At 64.1% G+C, this 16781-nt stretch carries 15 protein-coding genes; 11 read left to right on the top strand and 4 right to left on the bottom strand.

Going from position 1 to position 16781, the window contains the following annotated elements:
* Positions 1 to 28: 28 nt before the first annotated feature.
* The 6 genes from OXI69_08375 to OXI69_08350 all read left to right on the top strand — a co-directional run bounded on the left by OXI69_08375 (position 29) and on the right by OXI69_08350 (position 5967).
* Entirely contained in the window at positions 29 to 898 is an 870-nt protein-coding gene (locus OXI69_08375) for a sugar phosphate isomerase/epimerase (protein MDE2666152.1), read from the top strand.
* Entirely contained in the window at positions 895 to 1674 is a 780-nt protein-coding gene (locus OXI69_08370; protein ID MDE2666151.1) for an ATP-binding cassette domain-containing protein, read from the top strand. Before OXI69_08375 ends, OXI69_08370 begins: the two co-directional genes overlap by 4 nt.
* Positions 1671 to 3212 carry an ABC transporter permease/substrate-binding protein gene (locus OXI69_08365; GenBank protein MDE2666150.1) on the top strand — a complete coding sequence of 514 codons (1542 nt, stop codon included), beginning with the start codon at positions 1671 to 1673 and terminating at the stop codon, positions 3210 to 3212. The genes OXI69_08370 and OXI69_08365 overlap by 4 nt, the downstream gene beginning before the upstream one ends.
* 287 nt (positions 3213 to 3499) lie before the next feature.
* Complete coding sequence (locus OXI69_08360) at positions 3500 to 3946, top strand: SRPBCC family protein (GenBank protein MDE2666149.1); 447 nt, start codon at positions 3500 to 3502, stop codon at positions 3944 to 3946.
* A 20-nt stretch (positions 3947 to 3966) separates the two neighbouring features.
* Positions 3967 to 5493 (top strand): SDR family oxidoreductase, encoded by a 1527-nt coding sequence (locus tag OXI69_08355; GenBank protein ID MDE2666148.1) that lies wholly within the window; start codon positions 3967 to 3969, stop codon positions 5491 to 5493.
* A gap of 3 nt (positions 5494 to 5496) precedes the next feature.
* Positions 5497 to 5967 (top strand): tryptophan-rich sensory protein, encoded by a 471-nt coding sequence (locus tag OXI69_08350; GenBank protein MDE2666147.1) that lies wholly within the window; start codon positions 5497 to 5499, stop codon positions 5965 to 5967.
* A 7-nt stretch (positions 5968 to 5974) separates the two neighbouring features.
* On the opposite strand, the gene OXI69_08345 is transcribed toward OXI69_08350, so the two are convergent.
* On the bottom strand, positions 5975 to 7408 hold the full coding sequence (locus tag OXI69_08345) for a deoxyribodipyrimidine photo-lyase (protein MDE2666146.1): 1434 nt from the start codon (positions 7406 to 7408) through the stop codon (positions 5975 to 5977).
* 781 nt (positions 7409 to 8189) lie between these two features.
* On the opposite strand from OXI69_08345, the gene egtB reads away from it, so the two are divergent.
* The 5 genes from egtB to OXI69_08320 all read left to right on the top strand — a co-directional run bounded on the left by egtB (position 8190) and on the right by OXI69_08320 (position 14234).
* On the top strand, positions 8190 to 9470 hold the full coding sequence (egtB, locus tag OXI69_08340; GenBank protein MDE2666145.1) for an ergothioneine biosynthesis protein EgtB: 1281 nt from the start codon (positions 8190 to 8192) through the stop codon (positions 9468 to 9470).
* A gap of 11 nt (positions 9471 to 9481) precedes the next feature.
* Positions 9482 to 10549, top strand: coding sequence for an L-histidine N(alpha)-methyltransferase (egtD, locus tag OXI69_08335; GenBank protein MDE2666144.1), 1068 nt, complete (start codon positions 9482 to 9484; stop codon positions 10547 to 10549).
* A gap of 89 nt (positions 10550 to 10638) precedes the next feature.
* Complete coding sequence (locus OXI69_08330) at positions 10639 to 11658, top strand: GNAT family N-acetyltransferase (protein MDE2666143.1); 1020 nt, start codon at positions 10639 to 10641, stop codon at positions 11656 to 11658.
* Positions 11659 to 12116: 458 nt separating this feature from the next.
* Entirely contained in the window at positions 12117 to 13154 is a 1038-nt protein-coding gene (locus OXI69_08325; GenBank protein MDE2666142.1) for an NAD-dependent epimerase/dehydratase family protein, read from the top strand.
* Between the two features lie 21 nt (positions 13155 to 13175).
* On the top strand, positions 13176 to 14234 hold the full coding sequence (locus OXI69_08320) for a dihydrodipicolinate synthase family protein (GenBank protein ID MDE2666141.1): 1059 nt from the start codon (positions 13176 to 13178) through the stop codon (positions 14232 to 14234).
* Between the two features lie 30 nt (positions 14235 to 14264).
* Here the strand turns inward: OXI69_08320 and OXI69_08315 are convergent, their stop codons facing one another.
* Genes OXI69_08315 through OXI69_08305 form a run of 3 tightly spaced genes read right to left on the bottom strand, consistent with a single transcriptional unit; the run spans position 14265 to position 16736 of the window.
* Positions 14265 to 15641, bottom strand: coding sequence for an alkaline phosphatase family protein (locus tag OXI69_08315; protein ID MDE2666140.1), 1377 nt, complete (start codon positions 15639 to 15641; stop codon positions 14265 to 14267).
* A gap of 13 nt (positions 15642 to 15654) precedes the next feature.
* Entirely contained in the window at positions 15655 to 16476 is an 822-nt protein-coding gene (locus OXI69_08310) for a hypothetical protein (GenBank protein MDE2666139.1), read from the bottom strand.
* A 53-nt stretch (positions 16477 to 16529) separates the two neighbouring features.
* Positions 16530 to 16736 carry a hypothetical protein gene (locus OXI69_08305; GenBank protein MDE2666138.1) on the bottom strand — a complete coding sequence of 69 codons (207 nt, stop codon included), beginning with the start codon at positions 16734 to 16736 and terminating at the stop codon, positions 16530 to 16532.
* Between the last annotated feature and the right edge of the window lie 45 nt (positions 16737 to 16781).

Here is a 16781-nt window from a genome sequence, read left to right as displayed (position 1 = left end):
TGACCGGAGCCGGGAGCCGCATTCCTCCATGGAAAACGCCATGCGCCAGTGGCCTCTCTGCCTGAATACCAGCACTATCCGGCCGGCGGGCCTGTTGGAGAAGATCGACATCGCGGCCCGGACCGGCTACTCGGCCATCGAGGTCTGGACCGAGGAGTTGACCGGATTCGAGCAGTCGGGTCGGCCCCTGGCCGAGCTGCGCCGGATCCTGGAGGACTCGGGCCTGGCGGTGGCCAGCGTCATCACCCTGTCGGACTGGATGCAGAGCCAGGGATTCCACAAGGAAGCCGCCTACGGGGAGGCACGCAGGCGGCTGGAGCAGGCGTCAGCCGTGGGTGCGGCCCACATTGTGGCCTCGCCGGTTCCCGACGTTCCTCACCTGGACATTCCTCTGGCGGCGGCCCGCTACCGCGAGCTGCTGGAGGAGGGCCAAGCCTTCGGGGTTCGTCCGGCAATGGAGTTCCTGGGATTCCAGCACAACGTCTTTCAGCTGGAACAGGCGCTGGCCATCGTGCGGCAGGCCGACCACCCTCACGGCTGCCTGGTGCTGGATCCCTTTCACCTCTTTCGGGGTGGCTCCGGCTTCGGAGCCATCGGAGGCCTGTCCTCCAAGACCATTGCCGTGTGCCACTTCAACGACGCGCCCGCCTCGCCTCCCCAGTTTGAGCAGACTGACGCCGACCGTGTCTATCCGGGAGACGGCATTCTTCCCTTGAAGGCCTTCCTGAGAGATCTGGACGCCATCGGGTACGAGGGCTTTCTTTCCCTCGAGCTCTTCAATCCCGGATACTGGACGCGGGATTTGGCGGAAGTGGCCGGAACCGGTAGGGGAAAGACGGAGGCCGTCGTCCGTTCGGCCGGAGAACGCGGCCTCGACAGCAGGACCGCACTGTCATGATTCGCATTCAGCAAGCATCCAAGACCTACGACCGGGGCCGGAGCTTCGCCGTAGAGGGAGTCGACCTGGAGGTTGGCGCCGGGGAACTGCTGGTGCTGCTGGGTGACTCGGGCTGTGGAAAAACGACCCTGCTCAAGATGATCAACCGCCTGGTGGAGCCCACCCGGGGGCGGATCCTGGTGGAGGATCGGGACGTCTCCCGGGTCAATCCCGTGGTTCTGCGCCGGGGAATCGGTTACGTGTTTCAGGGGGTCGGCCTCTTCCCCCACATGACCGTGGCCGAGAACGTGGCTGTGGTGCCGAGGCTTCTCAACTGGGAACCCGACGCCTGCCGGGACCGCGTCGACGAACTGCTGCACCTGACCGGCCTCTCTCCCCGGACCCATCGCGACCGCAAACCCGATGAGCTGTCAGGGGGGCAGCGCCAGAGGGTCGGGCTGGCGCGAGCCCTGGCGGCCCGTCCCAGGATCATGCTGATGGACGAACCCTTCGGCGCCCTGGACCCCATAACCCGCGACGGCCTGCAACGGGAGTTCAAACGCCTGCAGCAGACCCTGAACCTGACGGTGGTCATGGTCACCCACGACATGACCGAGGCTCTGCTGCTGGCCGATCGCATTGCCGTGATGAAGCAGGGCGTTCTGGTGGGAACAGGCACTCCCAGGCAGATTCTGCGGAACCCGAGTCACCCCTATATCGCTGCCCTGATGGAGACCCCCAGGCGCCAGGCCGACCAGGTGGAATCCATGCTGCGCTCCGGGCGGGAGGGGCAATGACCGAGACGGCGTTGGCCGACCAGTTGAGGCTCCTTCCAGACTACCTGGGGCATCACCTGACCCTGACCCTGGTGGCCCTGTCCAGCGGAATCGCCTTGTGCCTGCCCCTGGCCATCCTGGTGACCCGGGTACAATCGCTGCAATGGCCGGTGCTCACGGTCGCCAGCGTGGCCCAGACCATCCCCGGGCTGGCCCTGCTGGCGCTGATGGTTCCCCTGCTTGGCCAGATCGGCTTCCTGCCCGCCTTCATCGCCCTGCTGCTCTACAGCATGCTGCCGATCCTGCGCAACACCGTCACCGGCATCCTGGGGGTGGCCCCGGACATCCTGGAAGCCGCCGAGGGCCTGGGCATGACCTCTCGGCAGAGACTCTTCCGGGTGGAGCTGCCGCTGGCGGCTCCGGTGATCATCGCCGGCATCCGCACGGCCACCGTCTGGGTGGTGGGATCGGCCACCCTTTCCACTCCGGTCGGCGCCACCAGCCTGGGCAACTACATCTTCAGCGGCCTGCAGACCCAGAACTTCACCGCGGTCCTGGTCGGCTGTGCGGCCGCGGCGGTGCTGGCGATCGTGCTGGATCAGCTCATTCGTCTGGGGGAGATGGCCGTGGCCGGCCGCAGCCGAACCAAGGGCTGGCTGGCGGGGGCCGGCCTGCTGTTCATTCTGCTCTCGACCCTGATTCTGCAGATTCCCACCGCCAGGGGGTCGGCCGCGGTGGTGGTCGGGGCCAAGCCCTTCACCGAGCAGTACGTATTGGCTGAGGCAATCGCCCAGAGATTGACCCAAGCCGGCCTGCAAGCCGAGAACCGATCCAGCATGGGCTCCATGATCCTGTTCGACGCCCTGACCGCCGGCCACGTCGATTGCTACGTGGACTACTCGGGTACCATCTGGGCCAACGTCATGAAGCGGCGGGACCTTCCCCCGCGGGCGGATCTGCTGGAACAGATGAAGGACTGGCTCCAGCGGGAGCACCAGGTCCGGGTCCTGGGGGCGCTGGGGTTCGAGAACAACTACGGCCTGGCAGTTCCCAGGCACAAGGCGGAGGCCTTGAAGCTCGCCTCCATTCAGGACCTCACCGGCCACGCCCCTCAAATGACGATCGGGGCCGATTTCGAGTTCTTTGCCCGGCCCGAATGGGTAGCGTTGCGAGAGGCTTACCGTCTTGACTTCAGAGAACGGCGAACCTTCGATCCCAGCCTCATGTACGCCGCCGCCCGCGAGGGAGTGGTGGATGTCATCTCCGCCTATACGACCGACGGCCGCATCATCGAGTATGACCTGGCGGTCCTGGCCGATCCGCTGCAGGCGCTGCCTCCCTATGACGCGGTGCTGGTGCTTTCGCCGGCTGCCGCCCGCAGGGGCGAACTGGTCAAGGCGCTGGAGGTCTTTGACGGGATTATCGATGACGGGACCATGAGAGCCGCCAACAAGCGGGTGGACGTGGATGGGGAGTCTCCCGCCCAGGCCGCCCGCTTTCTGCTGGAGGCCGTCGGGTTGTCGTCCCCGGCCAAGGGTGGCGAGGGGGCCGATTCCTGATTTGCGGGGCCCCCGTCCCGGACGACAGGACCGATCATGCAGGGAGAAAAAGGGCCTCTTACGTTGGAGACTGGGTTCCCCTCCGGCTCGGCTCCGGACCGTGCGACAAGGCGGTCCAAACCGGTTGCAACAGGGTGCTTCAAACAAGTCCGGCCTCCGACCCTCCGTGCTGCTCATTCGACGGAAAACGGCCGATCGTTATCGAAGTTGAACCACGAATAGACAGGAAAACAGATGGATCTCCTTCAACTCCAAGCGGCACCACGATGCTTTTGCGGAGGACCGGCGTGAGATTATTCGAATTGCACAGTGCGGTCCTGATCCGGCGGACTCCGGAGGAGATATTTCCCTTTTTCGCGGATGCACGGAACCTGGATCTGCTGACTCCGCCCTGGTTGCACTTTCAAATCGTCGACCCCTCGCCGACTGCCATCCTGCCAGGCACGGAAATCGACTACCGCCTCCGGCTCCGGGGGGTTCCCCTGCGTTGGCGGAGCCGCATCACGGCCTGGAATCCCCCCAGTCTCTTTGTGGATGAACAGGTCCGGGGTCCCTATCGCCGATGGATTCACCGGCACCGCTTCCGGCCGGTGGAGGGCGGCACGCTGGTCGAGGATCGCGTGCGGTATGCCGTCTGGGGAGGCCGGCTGGTCGACCGCTGGTTGGTGGCTCCGGATCTGTCCCGGATCTTTCGCTATCGCCGGGAACGGCTGCTCGAGCGCTTTCCGGATTAGAAAGGAGCCCCTTGCAAGCAATTAGGCAGCAACTGAAATTGCCTTTGGTCGACGCCGGCGAACCGAGATTGCGTTCGGTCGAAGCCGGAGGACGGATACTGGTTACGGGAGCCACCGGATACATCGGCGGCAGGCTGCTGGCGCGACTCGAGGAGCAAGCCCGGTCGGTCCGCTGCCTGGCGCGGCACCCGAAGTTTCTCCGGGTGCGGGTCGGCCCCGGCACCGAGGTGGTCGGAGGTGACCTGACGCGGCCGGGGACGCTTCCGACCGCCATGCGAGGCGTCTCGACGGCCTATTACCTGGTCCATTCCATGGCGTCGGGGGACAGCTTTGCCGAAGCGGACCGGCTTGCCGCCAGAGCCTTTGCGGAGGCGGCCCGCGCGGCAGGGGTGGGGCGGATCGTGTACCTGGGAGGCCTGGGCGGTCAGGAGGATCTTTCCAGCCACCTGGCCAGCCGCCAGGAGGTGGGCCGAATCCTCAGGCATTCCGGCGTCCCCACGCTGGAGTTTCGCGCCTCCATCATCGTCGGATCGGGCAGCCTTTCGTTTGAGATGATTCGCGCCCTGGTGGACCGGCTGCCGGTGATGATTACGCCGCGATGGGTGCGAACCCTGTCTCAGCCAATCGCCGTCGAGGATGTGATCGCATACCTGGTGGCTGCGCTGGACCTTCCCGGTTCCGAGAGCCGCGTCTTCGAGATCGGCGGTCGGGACCGGGCTTCCTATGGCGACATCATGAGGGAATACGCCAGGCAGCGCGGACTCCGCCGTGTGATGATCCCGGTTCCCCTTCTGTCCCCGAGGCTGTCGGGCTTGTGGCTTGGCCTGGTCACCCCGGTCTATGCTCGTGTGGGCCGCAAGCTCGTCGACAGCCTCAGAAACGAAACCGTCGTCAAAAAACCGGAGGCGCTCGACAGATTCGACATCCGTCCGCGCACACTCCGGGAATCGATTGCCCGCGCCCTGGTGAACGAAGATCGTCAATTCGCCCAGACCCGCTGGTCCGATGCCCTCTCCTCGTCGGGGACGGTCCGGGGAATGGCCGGTGTGCGCTACGGCGCCCGGCTGGTCGACTCCCGGGCGCAAAAGGTCGAAGCCGGGGCCGGCGCCGCCTTCGCACCGATCCGCAAGATTGGAGGAAAGGCCGGATGGTACGCCTTCAACTGGCTCTGGAGGCTACGGGGGTGGCTGGATCTGATGGCCGGCGGACCGGGACTGAGGCGCGGCCGCAAGGATCCGGAACATCCGGCGGTGGGGGAGACCATCGACTTCTGGCGGGTCGAGGCCTACGAGCCCGATCGCCTGCTGCGACTGTTGGCGGAAATGCGGCTGCCGGGCCGAGCCTGGCTGCAGTTCGAGGTGGAGACTTCCGGGTCCGGATCGGTCATTCGGCAGACAGCCGAGTTCGAACCCCTGGGACTGGCGGGCCTGGCCTACTGGTATGTTCTCTATCCTCTCCACCGGTTGATCTTCGAGGGCATGCTCAGGCGCATCGCCCGGCTCTCGGGTGAACAACAGGCAGCGGCGACATGCCGCGAGGAGGCTTAACCGATGCAATCTCTGGGCGTGCTGGCTGCACTGCTCCTGGTGTGTCTGGGAGCCGGCTATCTCGGCTCGCTGGCGACGGCGGAATCGGTCAAGGACTGGTACCCCGGGCTCATTAAGCCGCCCGGGACGCCGCCGGACAGCGTCTTCGGACCGGTGTGGACCGTTCTCTTCGTGTTGATGGCGGTGGCGGCCTGGCAGGTCTGGACCCGGTCGGGGTTCGAGGGAGCCCGGCTGGCCTTTGCCCTGTTCGGGATGCAGCTATTGCTCAATATCGCCTGGTCCTTCCTCTTTTTCGGCCTGCGCCAGCCCGGCGCCGCCCTGGTCGAGATCCTGCTGCTCTGGGTGGCGATCCTGATCACCCTTCTGGCTTTCAAACCCCACAGCCTGGTGGCGGCTCTGCTTCTGCTGCCCTACCTCGCCTGGGTGGGATACGCTACCTATCTGAACTACGGCATCTGGAGATTGAATTCCTGAAGACGGCCTACCCTCCCGCCTTGCTTCCCCGGCCGTGCAGATAATCCCGCGCTACCTTGAGAAACCGGTCCCGGGCCAGGGAATGGTCCACCACGGGATAGGGATAATCCTGTCCCAGGCGGACGCCCGCCTCCTCGAGGACGCTGGCGGGGGCCGCCCAGGGACGGTGGATATAACGTTCGGGTAGCCGCTCCAACCGGGGGAGCCATCGTCTCACATAGGCTCCCGTGGGGTCGAATCGATCTCCCTGGAGGACGGGGTTGAACACCCGGAAGTAGGGTTGGGCGTCGCAGCCGCAACCCGCCGACCATTGCCAGCCCAGGTTGTTCTGGGCCGGGTCGCCGTCCACCAGGTACTTCATGTAATGGGCTTCGCCCAGCCGATAGTCGATGAGCAGGTGCTTGGTCAGAAAGCTGGCCGATACCATCCGTGCCCGGTTGGGGACCCAGCCTTCCCGCAGCAACTGCCGGGACGAGGCGTCCACCAGGGGGAAGCCGGTACGGCCTTCGGTCCAGGCGGTCCAGAGCTTTTCGTCGAATTCCCAGGGAAAGCCAAGGAAGTCATTCCGGAAGGGACGCTCCAGCACCTCTGGGCGGTCCCACAAGGTGTGGTAGCCGAAGTCCCGCCACAGGAGCTGATCCCTGAATGCCGTGCCCGAGGGGGTGTCCCGATGGTTTTCCCACGACCGCTGCCAGACCTCCCGGGCCGAAAGGGTTCCGAACTTGAGATCCGCCGAGAGGTGGCTGGTCACCCCCACGTCCAGACGGTGCCGGAGAGTTTCGTAGAGGCTGGGCGAGCCGGCGAAAAACGTCCGCAGGCGCTTGCGGCCGGCTTGCTCTCCCCCTTCACGCACCCTCGAATTGAGTTCGAGTCCGATGTCGGAGCAATCCGGCACTCCGCCGGTCCATAGGCCGAGGCCGGCAGGCAGTGGGGGCAGGCTCTCGGGAGCGGGGCGCGCCCAGCCGGCGGATGCTTCTTTCAGGAAAGCCCGATTGAAGGCTGTGAAGACCAAAAAGGGCCGCCCAGCCCGGGTCCGAATGCTCCCCGGAGGGGCGAGCGTTTCGCCCTCGAAAAGCCTGAGGGGGACCTCCAGAGCGCGGGCTACCTCGTCGTCCCGAGCGCGGCCGCCGGGTTCGGAGCCACGATGGGCCCAGACGCGATCGACCTTCCACTGGGCGGCTACTCTCGGCAGCACCGACGTGCTCGGTCCTTCCAGCAGAACCAATCCGCTGCCCCGCTGCGACAGACCCTCCTGAAGCCCCGCCAGCGATTCCAGCAGGAACTGCATCCGGTGGGGCGCGCGGCGCGCCCGGCCCGGTCCGAAGAAGCGGGGTTCGAGAACGAACAGGGGAATCACCTCACCCTCGGCGGCCGCCTTGGCAAGGGGCTCGTGATCCCCGACCCGCAGGTCTTTTCCCCGAAACCAGACGATGGTGCGCAACCGCGGCCTCCTGCTTTCCGTATAGCGACCCACATAATAAACACTCCTTACCCATTCAGGCGAGAGTCGGCGACAAGCCCTCGCAGGGGGCATTCGGGAAATAACGGGCTATCGTTAATGAAGGCGAACCACGAATGAACACGAATAGTTTGATTCGTGAGCCTTTTGCAAAATTCGTCGTGCAGCGCGGGGGACGTTGTTGAATTACTGGAATAACTTCGATCCGCTACTGCTGAATGGCATTGATTCCATAGCGTTGCATACGGGGTCTTTACAGGTTATTCCAATAATTCAACAACGGTCCCTATTCAAGTGCCCGCGGAATTTTGCAATTGGCTCATCATTCTGCTCTTTTTGTGCCTTTTGTGGCCATTTTCGGTAACCATCCCGCTGCCGCATTTTGCAAACGCCTCAACTCTTCAATCCGTTTATTGGTGTTCATTCGTGGTTCGTCTTTCCCCTTCGCGGGCATCTTTTTCTTGAGATTTGGTTCCCCCTTGGCAGACCCCTCTTTAGCCTCCTCCGACCCCTTCGTGGTCCTTCGTGTGACTTCGTGGAGATCTCTTTTCACCTCCCTCGACCGTGGATAGGTTGTGTGGTAGGCTGATCTGCCATTTTGCGATTGCAGCAAGTTTGCGGGCAAGGACCTGTTGCAGGCTCGGCCACTCAGGACGCCGCCGGGCGTAGCCTCGAGCTTGCGGCAAGAGTTCGCCGCGTTCACTGTCTCACCTGTGACAGGCCGGCCGGCGGCGCATCGATTTCCGTCAGACTCAAATCCCCCATGAATCGATCCGAGCTCTCGAGCGCTTTTCAGACGGTCAGGCAAACCACCCGGGATCTCTGCCGGCCCCTCTGCACCGAGGACTACGTGATTCAGTCCATGCCCGACGTCAGTCCTCCCAAGTGGCACCTGGGGCACACCACCTGGTTCTTCGAGCGAATCATCCTGGAACGATTTGCCGAAGGCTATCGGGCCTTTCATCCCCGCTATTACTTTGTCTTCAACTCCTACTACCAGAGTTTCGGGGAGCGAGTGGCGCGGGACATTCGAGGAACCCTCTCCCGGCCGACGGTGGAGGAGGTCTATGCCTACCGCGCCAGCGTGGACGAGAAGCTGGTGGACCTGGTGGAGGAGCTGGACTCGGGGCGTTTCGCCGGGTTCGCGGACTTGGTGGAGCTGGGGCTGCACCACGAGCAACAGCATCAGGAACTGCTGGTTACCGATGTCAAGCACATCCTGGCCAGCAATCCCTTGAGACCTAGCTATCGCGATTGCGATGAAGCGGGAAGCCGCGATCCTGCCCGACCGTCCCCTGCGACATTTCACGAGTTCGCAGGCGGCATGTTCGAGATGGGAGCTCCCGACCAGGGATTTGCCTGGGACAACGAGCGGCCCCGGCACAAGACATGGCTCTCCGACTTCGGCCTGATGGATCGACTGGTGACTTGCGGTGAGTACCTGGATTTCATCAACGACGGCGGGTATCGGGACCCCTTGCTGTGGCTCTCCGATGGCTGGGACGCCGTCAGCGAAAACGGCTGGGACGCGCCTCTCTACTGGGAGCGGCGCGACGGCGATTGGGAGATCGTCACCCTGCGCGGGTCCCGTCCGCTGAACCTGGACGAGCCGGCGGCCCACGTCAGCTTCTATGAAGCGGCCGCCTATGCCCGTTGGGCGGACAAGCGCCTGCCGACCGAGGCGGAATGGGAAAGGGCCGCCCGGCAGCATGGACGTTCGATGCAGGGGAACTTTCTGGAAGACGGCCGCTTCCATCCGGCTCCCGGGGGATGCGGGTCCGGGGAGGGGCAGCCCGAGGTGCGCCAACTATTCGGGGACGTCTGGGAATGGACGGGAAGCGCCTACCTGCCCTATCCCGGGTACCGCCAGGACCGGGGTCCGCTCGGCGAGTACAACGGAAAGTTCATGAGCAACCAGATGGTTCTGAGAGGTGGGTCCTGCGCCACGCCCAAAAGCCACATTCGCCCGAGCTACCGCAACTTCTTTCAGTGCGACAAGCGCTGGCAGTTCACGGGCATTCGACTGGCGAAGGACCTGCATTGAGGGAGGCAAACGTGCCTGTAAGCGTCAACATTCTGGGTGCGAAGGACCACGCCGACTCCTTCGACGAGCGGGACGCCTTTGCCCTGGATGTCCTGACTGGCCTCTCGGCGGCACGAAAGTCCATCCCCTCCAAGTATTTCTATGATCGGCAAGGAAGTGAGCTGTTCCGCCGGATCACCCGCTTGCCGGAATACTACCTGACCGGGTGCGAACTGGAGATTCTGGAGAGCCAGTGGGAGAGGATCGCCGCCTGTGTGGCCGGGAAGCCATTCAACCTGGTGGAGCTCGGCTCCGGTCTGAGCCGGAAGACCGCTCACTTCCTGGAACGGTTTACGGAAACGGGGCTGGATTTTCAGTACGTACCGATCGACATCTCGGCATCGTCCATGGGTGGGCTGGTCGGCATGGTCAAGGCCCGGTTCCCAGACCTCAAGACCCAGGGGCTGGTGGGCGACTACTTCCATGGCCTGAAGTGGTTGAACCATCGTTACCGACGGCGCAACCTGGTGCTGTTTCTGGGGTCCTCCATCGGTAATTTCACCCGGGAGGAGTCCTGTTTCTTTCTGCAAAGCGCCTGGAAGTGCCTGAATCACGACGATCTGATGCTGATAGGCTTCGACCTCAAGAAGGACATTGACGTCCTGCTTCGGGCCTACAACGACTCCCTGGGGTTGACCAGCCGGTTCAACCTGAATCTGCTGGAGCGCATCAACCGCGAGCTGGGGGGCTGCTTCGATGTGGCCAAGTTTCGCCACTTCGGCACCTACGATGCCTTCTCCAGCTCCATGGAGAGCTACCTGGTCAGCCAGGAGCGGCAGTCGGTCTTCATCGAGCAGATCGGACGCTCCTTTGACTTCGAGGCCTGGGAACCGATCCACACCGAGCACTCCTGCAAGTACTCGATTTCGGATATCGAATGGTTCGCCCTGCAGTCCGGGTTCAAGGTCCGCGAACACCTGTTCGATTCCTGCCGTTTCTTCTCCGATTCCATCTGGAGCGTGGACAAGGCGGAATCGGTTCGGCCGGGCGCAGAGGGGGAAGCCGTGGCCCAGCCCCTCGGCTCCGAGGGCCGATTGTGAGGCTTCGTGGGGTTGTGCGGCCAGCGGCCGTGCCCAAGGGCGGCGGCAGGTAGCTTGAGCGAATCGGTCGGAAACGGGGGCGGAGGCTCATGAGCGAGAGTGAAAGGGTCACTCTCAGGGACAATCGGGCCATGGAGGTGGTCCGTCTGAACTATCCCATCGCGCCCGCCGACCGAATGGTCATCATCGAGCTGCTCCAGCAGGAGTGGGCTCGGACCGATGTGGACTGGCTTCAGTCCATGCGGGGGGACTACTGCCAACACTTGCGAACTCAGGTGGCTCTGGCAAGGGTTGACGGCCACGCAGTGGGGACGGCCTCGGTTGCCTTTGCCTGCGAGCTCCCGCAGGTTGGGGTTGTGGAGGACGTAATGACTCGGGAGGACTTCCGGGGGTTGGGCATTGCCGCCACCCTGACCGAAGGGCTGGTTCAGCAGGCCTGGGAAGCAGGGTGCCGGGTCGTCTATCTGGGCAATTCGCCGCGGCAGGTTTCGGTCTACGAGAAGATCGGGTTCCGGCGACTGTTCGGGGCCGTCATGCGCAGACCGGCTCCAGGTGAAACCGAGCCCGAAAAGGAATTCTTCGCTCCCGGCCAGCAGACCTCCGTCCGCCCGGCCAACTGGGGCGACCTCCCCGGGGTGGCCTGCCTGATGGCCCAGCCGATGGAGAGTCTCTGCCTGGACTTCCTTCGCGGCCTGGTGTCGCCGCGGTATGCACCGCCCCTCCGCTGCGTGTCGAACTTCACCTCGCTCTGGTACGGGGTGGAGGCCCTGGGCGGCTCGATGCTCACCCTGGAGGGAGAGGCTCCCCACCGGGTGCTGGGCCTGGGTTCCATCACCCCCGGGTCGGCTCCCCTGAGAGGCCACAGCGCCGTGATCGACGCCCTGGCCCATGACAACTATCCCCAGGGTGTGAAGCACCTGCTGGCCGGGTTGGTGGAAACCGCCCGGCAGAAAGGCATTGCGATGCTTCAGGGCTACGCTGCCGCCACCGACAGCGCCAAAGTCGAGCATTTCAGGTCTGTCGGCCTGACGCCGGTGGCGACGATGCCGGAGGCGATTCGACTCAAGGGCCGGCCGGTGGACGTGACCCTGCTCCAGGGACGCCTGTAAGGCAGTGGAGAGTGGAGAGTGAAGGGTGAAGGATGAAGTTTGAAGGATGAAGGGTGGTTGGCCGAAGGTATCGGGAACGGGCAAGCGCATGATGAACTGACTGCGGTTACCTGAAACAAACGCGAGTGAACCACAAAGGCCAAAAAAAGAAATCCACGAAGACACACGAAGAACGACGAAGGGCCACGAAGAAAATCGGCTAGAGGTTTATCCCTATTCGTGTCCATTTGTGGTTCGTCTTCAAATTCGATCGACAGTTTCTTCCTCGAATGATCTGTCCGGTAGGGCGGGGGCGGTACTTACATGAAGGACTGTGCCGCGACCGACAAGAGGCTTTGCGTGTCGATCAAATAACTATCCACTAATCACTATCCACTATTCACTTGTCACTTCGCCGCGCCGCCGTCGCACACGACGGTACGGATCAGACGGAGCAAAACAGGGGTTGTTCAGTCACGATGTTCCCCATGACGGAACGTATTGACGACATCGATCAGCTCGAGGACCTGCTGAGTGAACCGACCGCCGAGGTCATCAGCAGCCTGGACCGGCTGTCGGGAGATCTTCTGGTCCTGGGGGCGGGGGGGAAGATGGGTCCCACCCTGGCCCGCATGGCCAGCCGGGCCCTGGAAGCGGGCTCGAGTCGCGGAAGGGTGATTGCCGTCTCCCGCTTCTCCAACCAGAGAGAGCGGGAACGGCTGGAGTCGCAGGGGGTTGAGACCATCGGCTGCGACCTGCTGGACCCGCAGGCGCTGGAGGAGCTGCCCGAAGTTCCTACCGTGATCTACATGGTCGGCATGAAGTTCGGCTCCACCGGCAACGAGGCCCGCACCTGGGCGGTCAACGCCCACCTGCCGGCAATGGTCTGCCGCCGGTTCAGCCGGAGTCGGATCGTGGCCTTCTCGACCGGCAACGTCTACCCCATGACCCCGGCTGCCGGCAGCGGTTCCAGCGAGGAGGATCCTCCCGTGCCGGAAGGCGAATATGCCATGAGCTGCCTGGGCAGGGAGAGGATGTTCGAGTATTTCAGCCGGACCCGGGGGACCCGGGTGGCGCTGCTGCGGCTCAACTATGCCTGTGAGCTGCGCTACGGAGTCCTGGTCGACCTGGCGCGCAAGGTCTGGGAGCGGCAGCCCATTGACCTGACCATGGGCCATGTGAACGTGATATGGCAGGGTGACGCCAACGCCATGGCCCTGCGGGCGATCGAGCACTGCGCAGCCCCGCCCTTGGTGGTGAACATCGCCGGGCCCGAGCGCCTCTCGGTTCGCCGGATCTGCCGGGAGCTGGGCCGGCTGATGAACCGCTCTCTCAACCTGGTGGGAGAGGAAGCCGCCGACGCCTTGCTGAGCGACGGGCGCCGCGGCTATCGGAGGCTCGGCCGGCCCCGGGTAGCCATTGAACGGCTGCTGGGCTGGATCGCCGACTGGGTGATGCGCGGCGGTCCCAGCCTGGACAAGCCCACCCATTTCCAGGTTCGTGACGGCCGATTCTAGTCCGCCTTTCAGGAGGTAGCCGTGTTGAGTCAACACTTGCATTCCCTGCTTTCCAGGGGAGTGGTCATCCCCGCCCATCCCCTGGCCCTGACGGCCGGCCGCAAGCTGGACGAGCGGCGGCAGCGCGCCTTGTCCCGCTATTACATCGCAGCCGGTTCGGGAGGTCTGGCCCTGGGCGTTCACATGACCCAATTTTCCATCCGGGATCCCAGGCATGACCTGTTTCGACCCGTGCTGGAGTTGACCCGGGAAGAGATGGATCGGGCCGACGCCAACCGGCCGGAGCCCCTGCTGAGGATCGCCGGGATCTGCGGCCCCACGTCTCAAGCGGTGGCCGAGGCGGAACTGATTCAAGAGCTGGGATACCATGCCGGCCTTCTGAACCTGGCCGCCCTGAGCCAGGCCGACGACCAGGAGCTGTTGGACCACTGCCGCGAGGTGGCCCGGGTCACCCCGGTGTTCGGCTTCTACCTGCAGTCGACCATCGGCGGCCGGGAGCTGTCCTACGGGTTCTGGCGCCGATTCGTGGAACTTCCGGAGGTGGTCGCCATCAAGCTGGCGCCCTTCAACCGCTACCACACCCTGGAGGTGCTGCGCGCGGTGGCGGAGGCGGGACGAGAGGACATCGCCCTCTATACAGGAAACGACGACAACATTGTGATGGACCTCATCACCCCTCATCGCTTCCGGATCCGGGGGAAGGAGGTGGAGCTGCGGATCGTCGGGGGCCTGCTGGGGCACTGGGCCGTGTGGACCCGGCGGGCGGTCGAGATCCTGGAGGAGTGCCACGGCTACCGCAACGGCGACGGGACACTGCCGGAATCGGTGCTGAGGCTGGCCATCGAGGTGACCGACAGCAATGCGGCCTTTTTCGATGCGGCCAACGATTTTCGGGGCTGCGTCCCGGGGTTGCACGAAGTGCTGCGCCGCCAGGGCCTGCTGGAGGGCATCTGGTGCCTGGATCCGGAAGAAACCCTGGGACCGGGGCAACTGGAGGAGATCGACCGCGTCTACCAGGCCTATCCCCATCTCAACGACGACGACTATGTGCGGGAGCACCGGGACGAGTGGCTCCGATAGGGAGGCGATCGGCTGCTGCCGAGCCGGGACTCAACTGAAGAGCGGGGTTCCCTGCATGGAACCCGGCAGGTCGTAGCCGCCTAGCCGGAGCAGCGTTGGCGCCATGTCCAGCAGGTGGGCACCCTGGACTTCTCCACGCCGTGAGAGTCCGGGGGCGTTGAGAATGAAGGCGCCGTGCTGGGCGTGGTTGCAGCCGTCGGGGCCGGTGTCGTTCTCCTGCAAGTGCAGTTCCGGCCGGCCCACCGATCCGATGGAGCGCCAGGCCAGTCCCCCGAAGTGGGCGATCAGGTCGGGGGCCACCCTGCGGACCGAGCGGTAGACCCGTTCGGGCTTGAAGACTTGGGTGCCCATGGGACGGCCCAGGTCATCCGGGATGGCTTCCAGCCTGGCGGCCACCTCGTCGCGGAAGGGATCATAGTCCTCCGGGCTAATGATTCCGCGAGGCTCCCGGCCCTTGACGTTCAGGAAGACCCGGGCATAGTAGCCTCCCTCGCTCCAGACCCGGGTCCGATCCCAGTCGACCGCCAATTGGCCGAAGGGCGTGGCATCCCCGGGATAGCGGTTCAAGACCAGCCAGCCCTGGCGGATGAGCCATTCGTTGACGCAGAAACCCCCGTCCAGAGGCTTGGCTCCGTGGTCCGAGACCACCAGGATGACCGTCTCCTTGTCCAGCAGTTCCAGCAGCTTCCCCACCTCCTCGTCCAGTAGCCGATAGTAATCGCCGACCACTTCCGAATAGGGGTTGCCCGCCTCGAAGAGGCGATGGCGCGGGTCGTGATACTGCCAGAAGCCGTGGTGGATCCGGTCCAGGCCGATTTCCACGAACTGGAAGTAGTCCCACTTGGAGTGGCGCAGGAAGTGGCGGACCACCTCGAAGTGGGTGTGTGTCATGGAGTCGATCTGCTGCTTCAACCAGTCCTTGCGGTGGGTGCGAAAGCCACTCACGTCTACCGGGTAGTCCCCGACCAGTTGGGAGATCCTCTCCTGGATGAGGGCGGGATGGGTGTACCGGTTGCGGGCGGTGTCGGGAGTCAGAAAACACCCCACGCAGATGCCGTCAACCCGCCTGGGCGGATAGGACGGGGGAACGCCGATGATGTTCGAACGCCCACCCTGCCGGCACACCTGGTCCCAGATGGCCGGCTCCAGGATGGATCGGGCGTCGGCGAAGCGGAGGCCGTCATAGGAGTGGTCCGCCCGGTTGCGAAAGCCGTACACGCCCAGCGATCCGGGATCCTGGCTGGTGGCCATGCACATCCAGGCGGGAACGGTGATGGGGGGAATCACGCTCTCCAGCCTGCCGTAGCAGCCGTTGGCCATGAGCCGTCGAAAGTGGGTGAGTCTTTCATCCCCGAATAGGATCTCGGGGGCGGCGCAGTCGAGCCCGATCACCAGGATCTTGGTCATGGAACGAACACTCCTAGATCTGAACCCGGAGAAGCCGCTTGAAGGCCAGGGCCGCGAGAGTGGAGACGATCAGGAGGAAGATCAGCCAGTGGGTTTCCCATCCCAGCAGGTCGATCCTGCGGGCGGGGTAATCCACCGAGATGCGTTCTGCGAAGGAGTCCGGCGGCAGAGGCGGCTCTCCCGGGTGCTGCAGGACTTCCCAGAAATTTCGGGACGGAGTGACCGCCGAGACCCTCGCCAGCCCCTGGTTGGAGATGACGATCCGCTTGTGCACCTGCCGGCCCTCGAACAGAAAGGTCAACAGTTGGTTCCCCTGCCGCTGCGGGCGGACGCTCCAGTTCACCTCTCCGGAGTGCGGGCTGCGCAGGGGTCTTCCCACCGGTTCCAGGTGGTCGCCGGTCTCCAGCCGCACCTTGGTGAGATCTCCCTCTCCCGACAGTTTCAGCGACACCAGGACGGTCTCATCCGGTTTGAGGGGATGGTATCCATACCACTGGTCCAACTGGATCAGCAGCAGGCCGAGCGGAACCAGCATGACCAACAGGGGCCGTACGGCATACTTCAAGTAAATCAGGTTGGCCAGCAGCATGCGGGACAGAGCCGACCACTGGATGCCGAGGCTGTGCTGAAAGAGACGGAATTCCAGCAGGTGGGCCCCCATCCGCCGCCGCAGCCTTCCGATGGCGTCCTGGTTGGAGGTCAGACGGAAAACCAGCAGAAACAGGAGGCCCATGGCGGCTGACAGCAACAGCAGGGAGGTCGAGGGCGAAAGCCCCCTTAAGGGTGCCATCACCAGGTCGGTCGCCAGGCTCAATGTGCGGTTGAACAGCTCCATGGTGGGTCGGATTGAGGTTCCGATCTGGATCGAAGCAAGCCGGGGGAGTCGGACTATTCGATATACCCGAGCCCCTTCAGGCGGTTGGCGATCTCCTCTTCATCTGCCGCGGGCTCGCCCCCGGTTCCCTCCATGGCCCTCAACTCCCTTTCCAGGACGTGGGTGATGAATTCCTCGACCGAGCTGTAGCCGAGCTGTTCCGCCTGCTTGCGGCATCGGCTCAGCAACTCGCCGTCCAGCTTGATCCTGCTGCCAAACATGACATTCTCTCCATGCGTTGGGGGGCGGGACCGGACCGGCCGCCT

Source organism: Acidobacteriota bacterium (assembly GCA_028875575.1).
GTDB lineage: Bacteria > Acidobacteriota > Terriglobia > Versatilivoradales > Versatilivoraceae > Versatilivorator.
This window is presented reverse-complemented; position numbering and strand designations above follow the sequence as displayed.

Coding starts and splice junctions, on each gene's coding strand:
- OXI69_08375 (MDE2666152.1), top strand. CDS start 29: ATGGAAAACGCCATGCGCCAGTGGCCTCTCTGCCTGAATACCAGCACT.
- OXI69_08370 (MDE2666151.1), top strand. CDS start 895: ATGATTCGCATTCAGCAAGCATCCAAGACCTACGACCGGGGCCGGAGC.
- OXI69_08365 (MDE2666150.1), top strand. CDS start 1,671: ATGACCGAGACGGCGTTGGCCGACCAGTTGAGGCTCCTTCCAGACTAC.
- OXI69_08350 (MDE2666147.1), top strand. CDS start 5,497: ATGCAATCTCTGGGCGTGCTGGCTGCACTGCTCCTGGTGTGTCTGGGA.
- egtB (MDE2666145.1), top strand. CDS start 8,190: ATGAATCGATCCGAGCTCTCGAGCGCTTTTCAGACGGTCAGGCAAACC.
- OXI69_08330 (MDE2666143.1), top strand. CDS start 10,639: ATGAGCGAGAGTGAAAGGGTCACTCTCAGGGACAATCGGGCCATGGAG.
- OXI69_08325 (MDE2666142.1), top strand. CDS start 12,117: ATGTTCCCCATGACGGAACGTATTGACGACATCGATCAGCTCGAGGAC.
- OXI69_08315 (MDE2666140.1), bottom strand. CDS start 15,641: ATGACCAAGATCCTGGTGATCGGGCTCGACTGCGCCGCCCCCGAGATC.
- OXI69_08310 (MDE2666139.1), bottom strand. CDS start 16,476: ATGGAGCTGTTCAACCGCACATTGAGCCTGGCGACCGACCTGGTGATG.
- OXI69_08305 (MDE2666138.1), bottom strand. CDS start 16,736: ATGTTTGGCAGCAGGATCAAGCTGGACGGCGAGTTGCTGAGCCGATGC.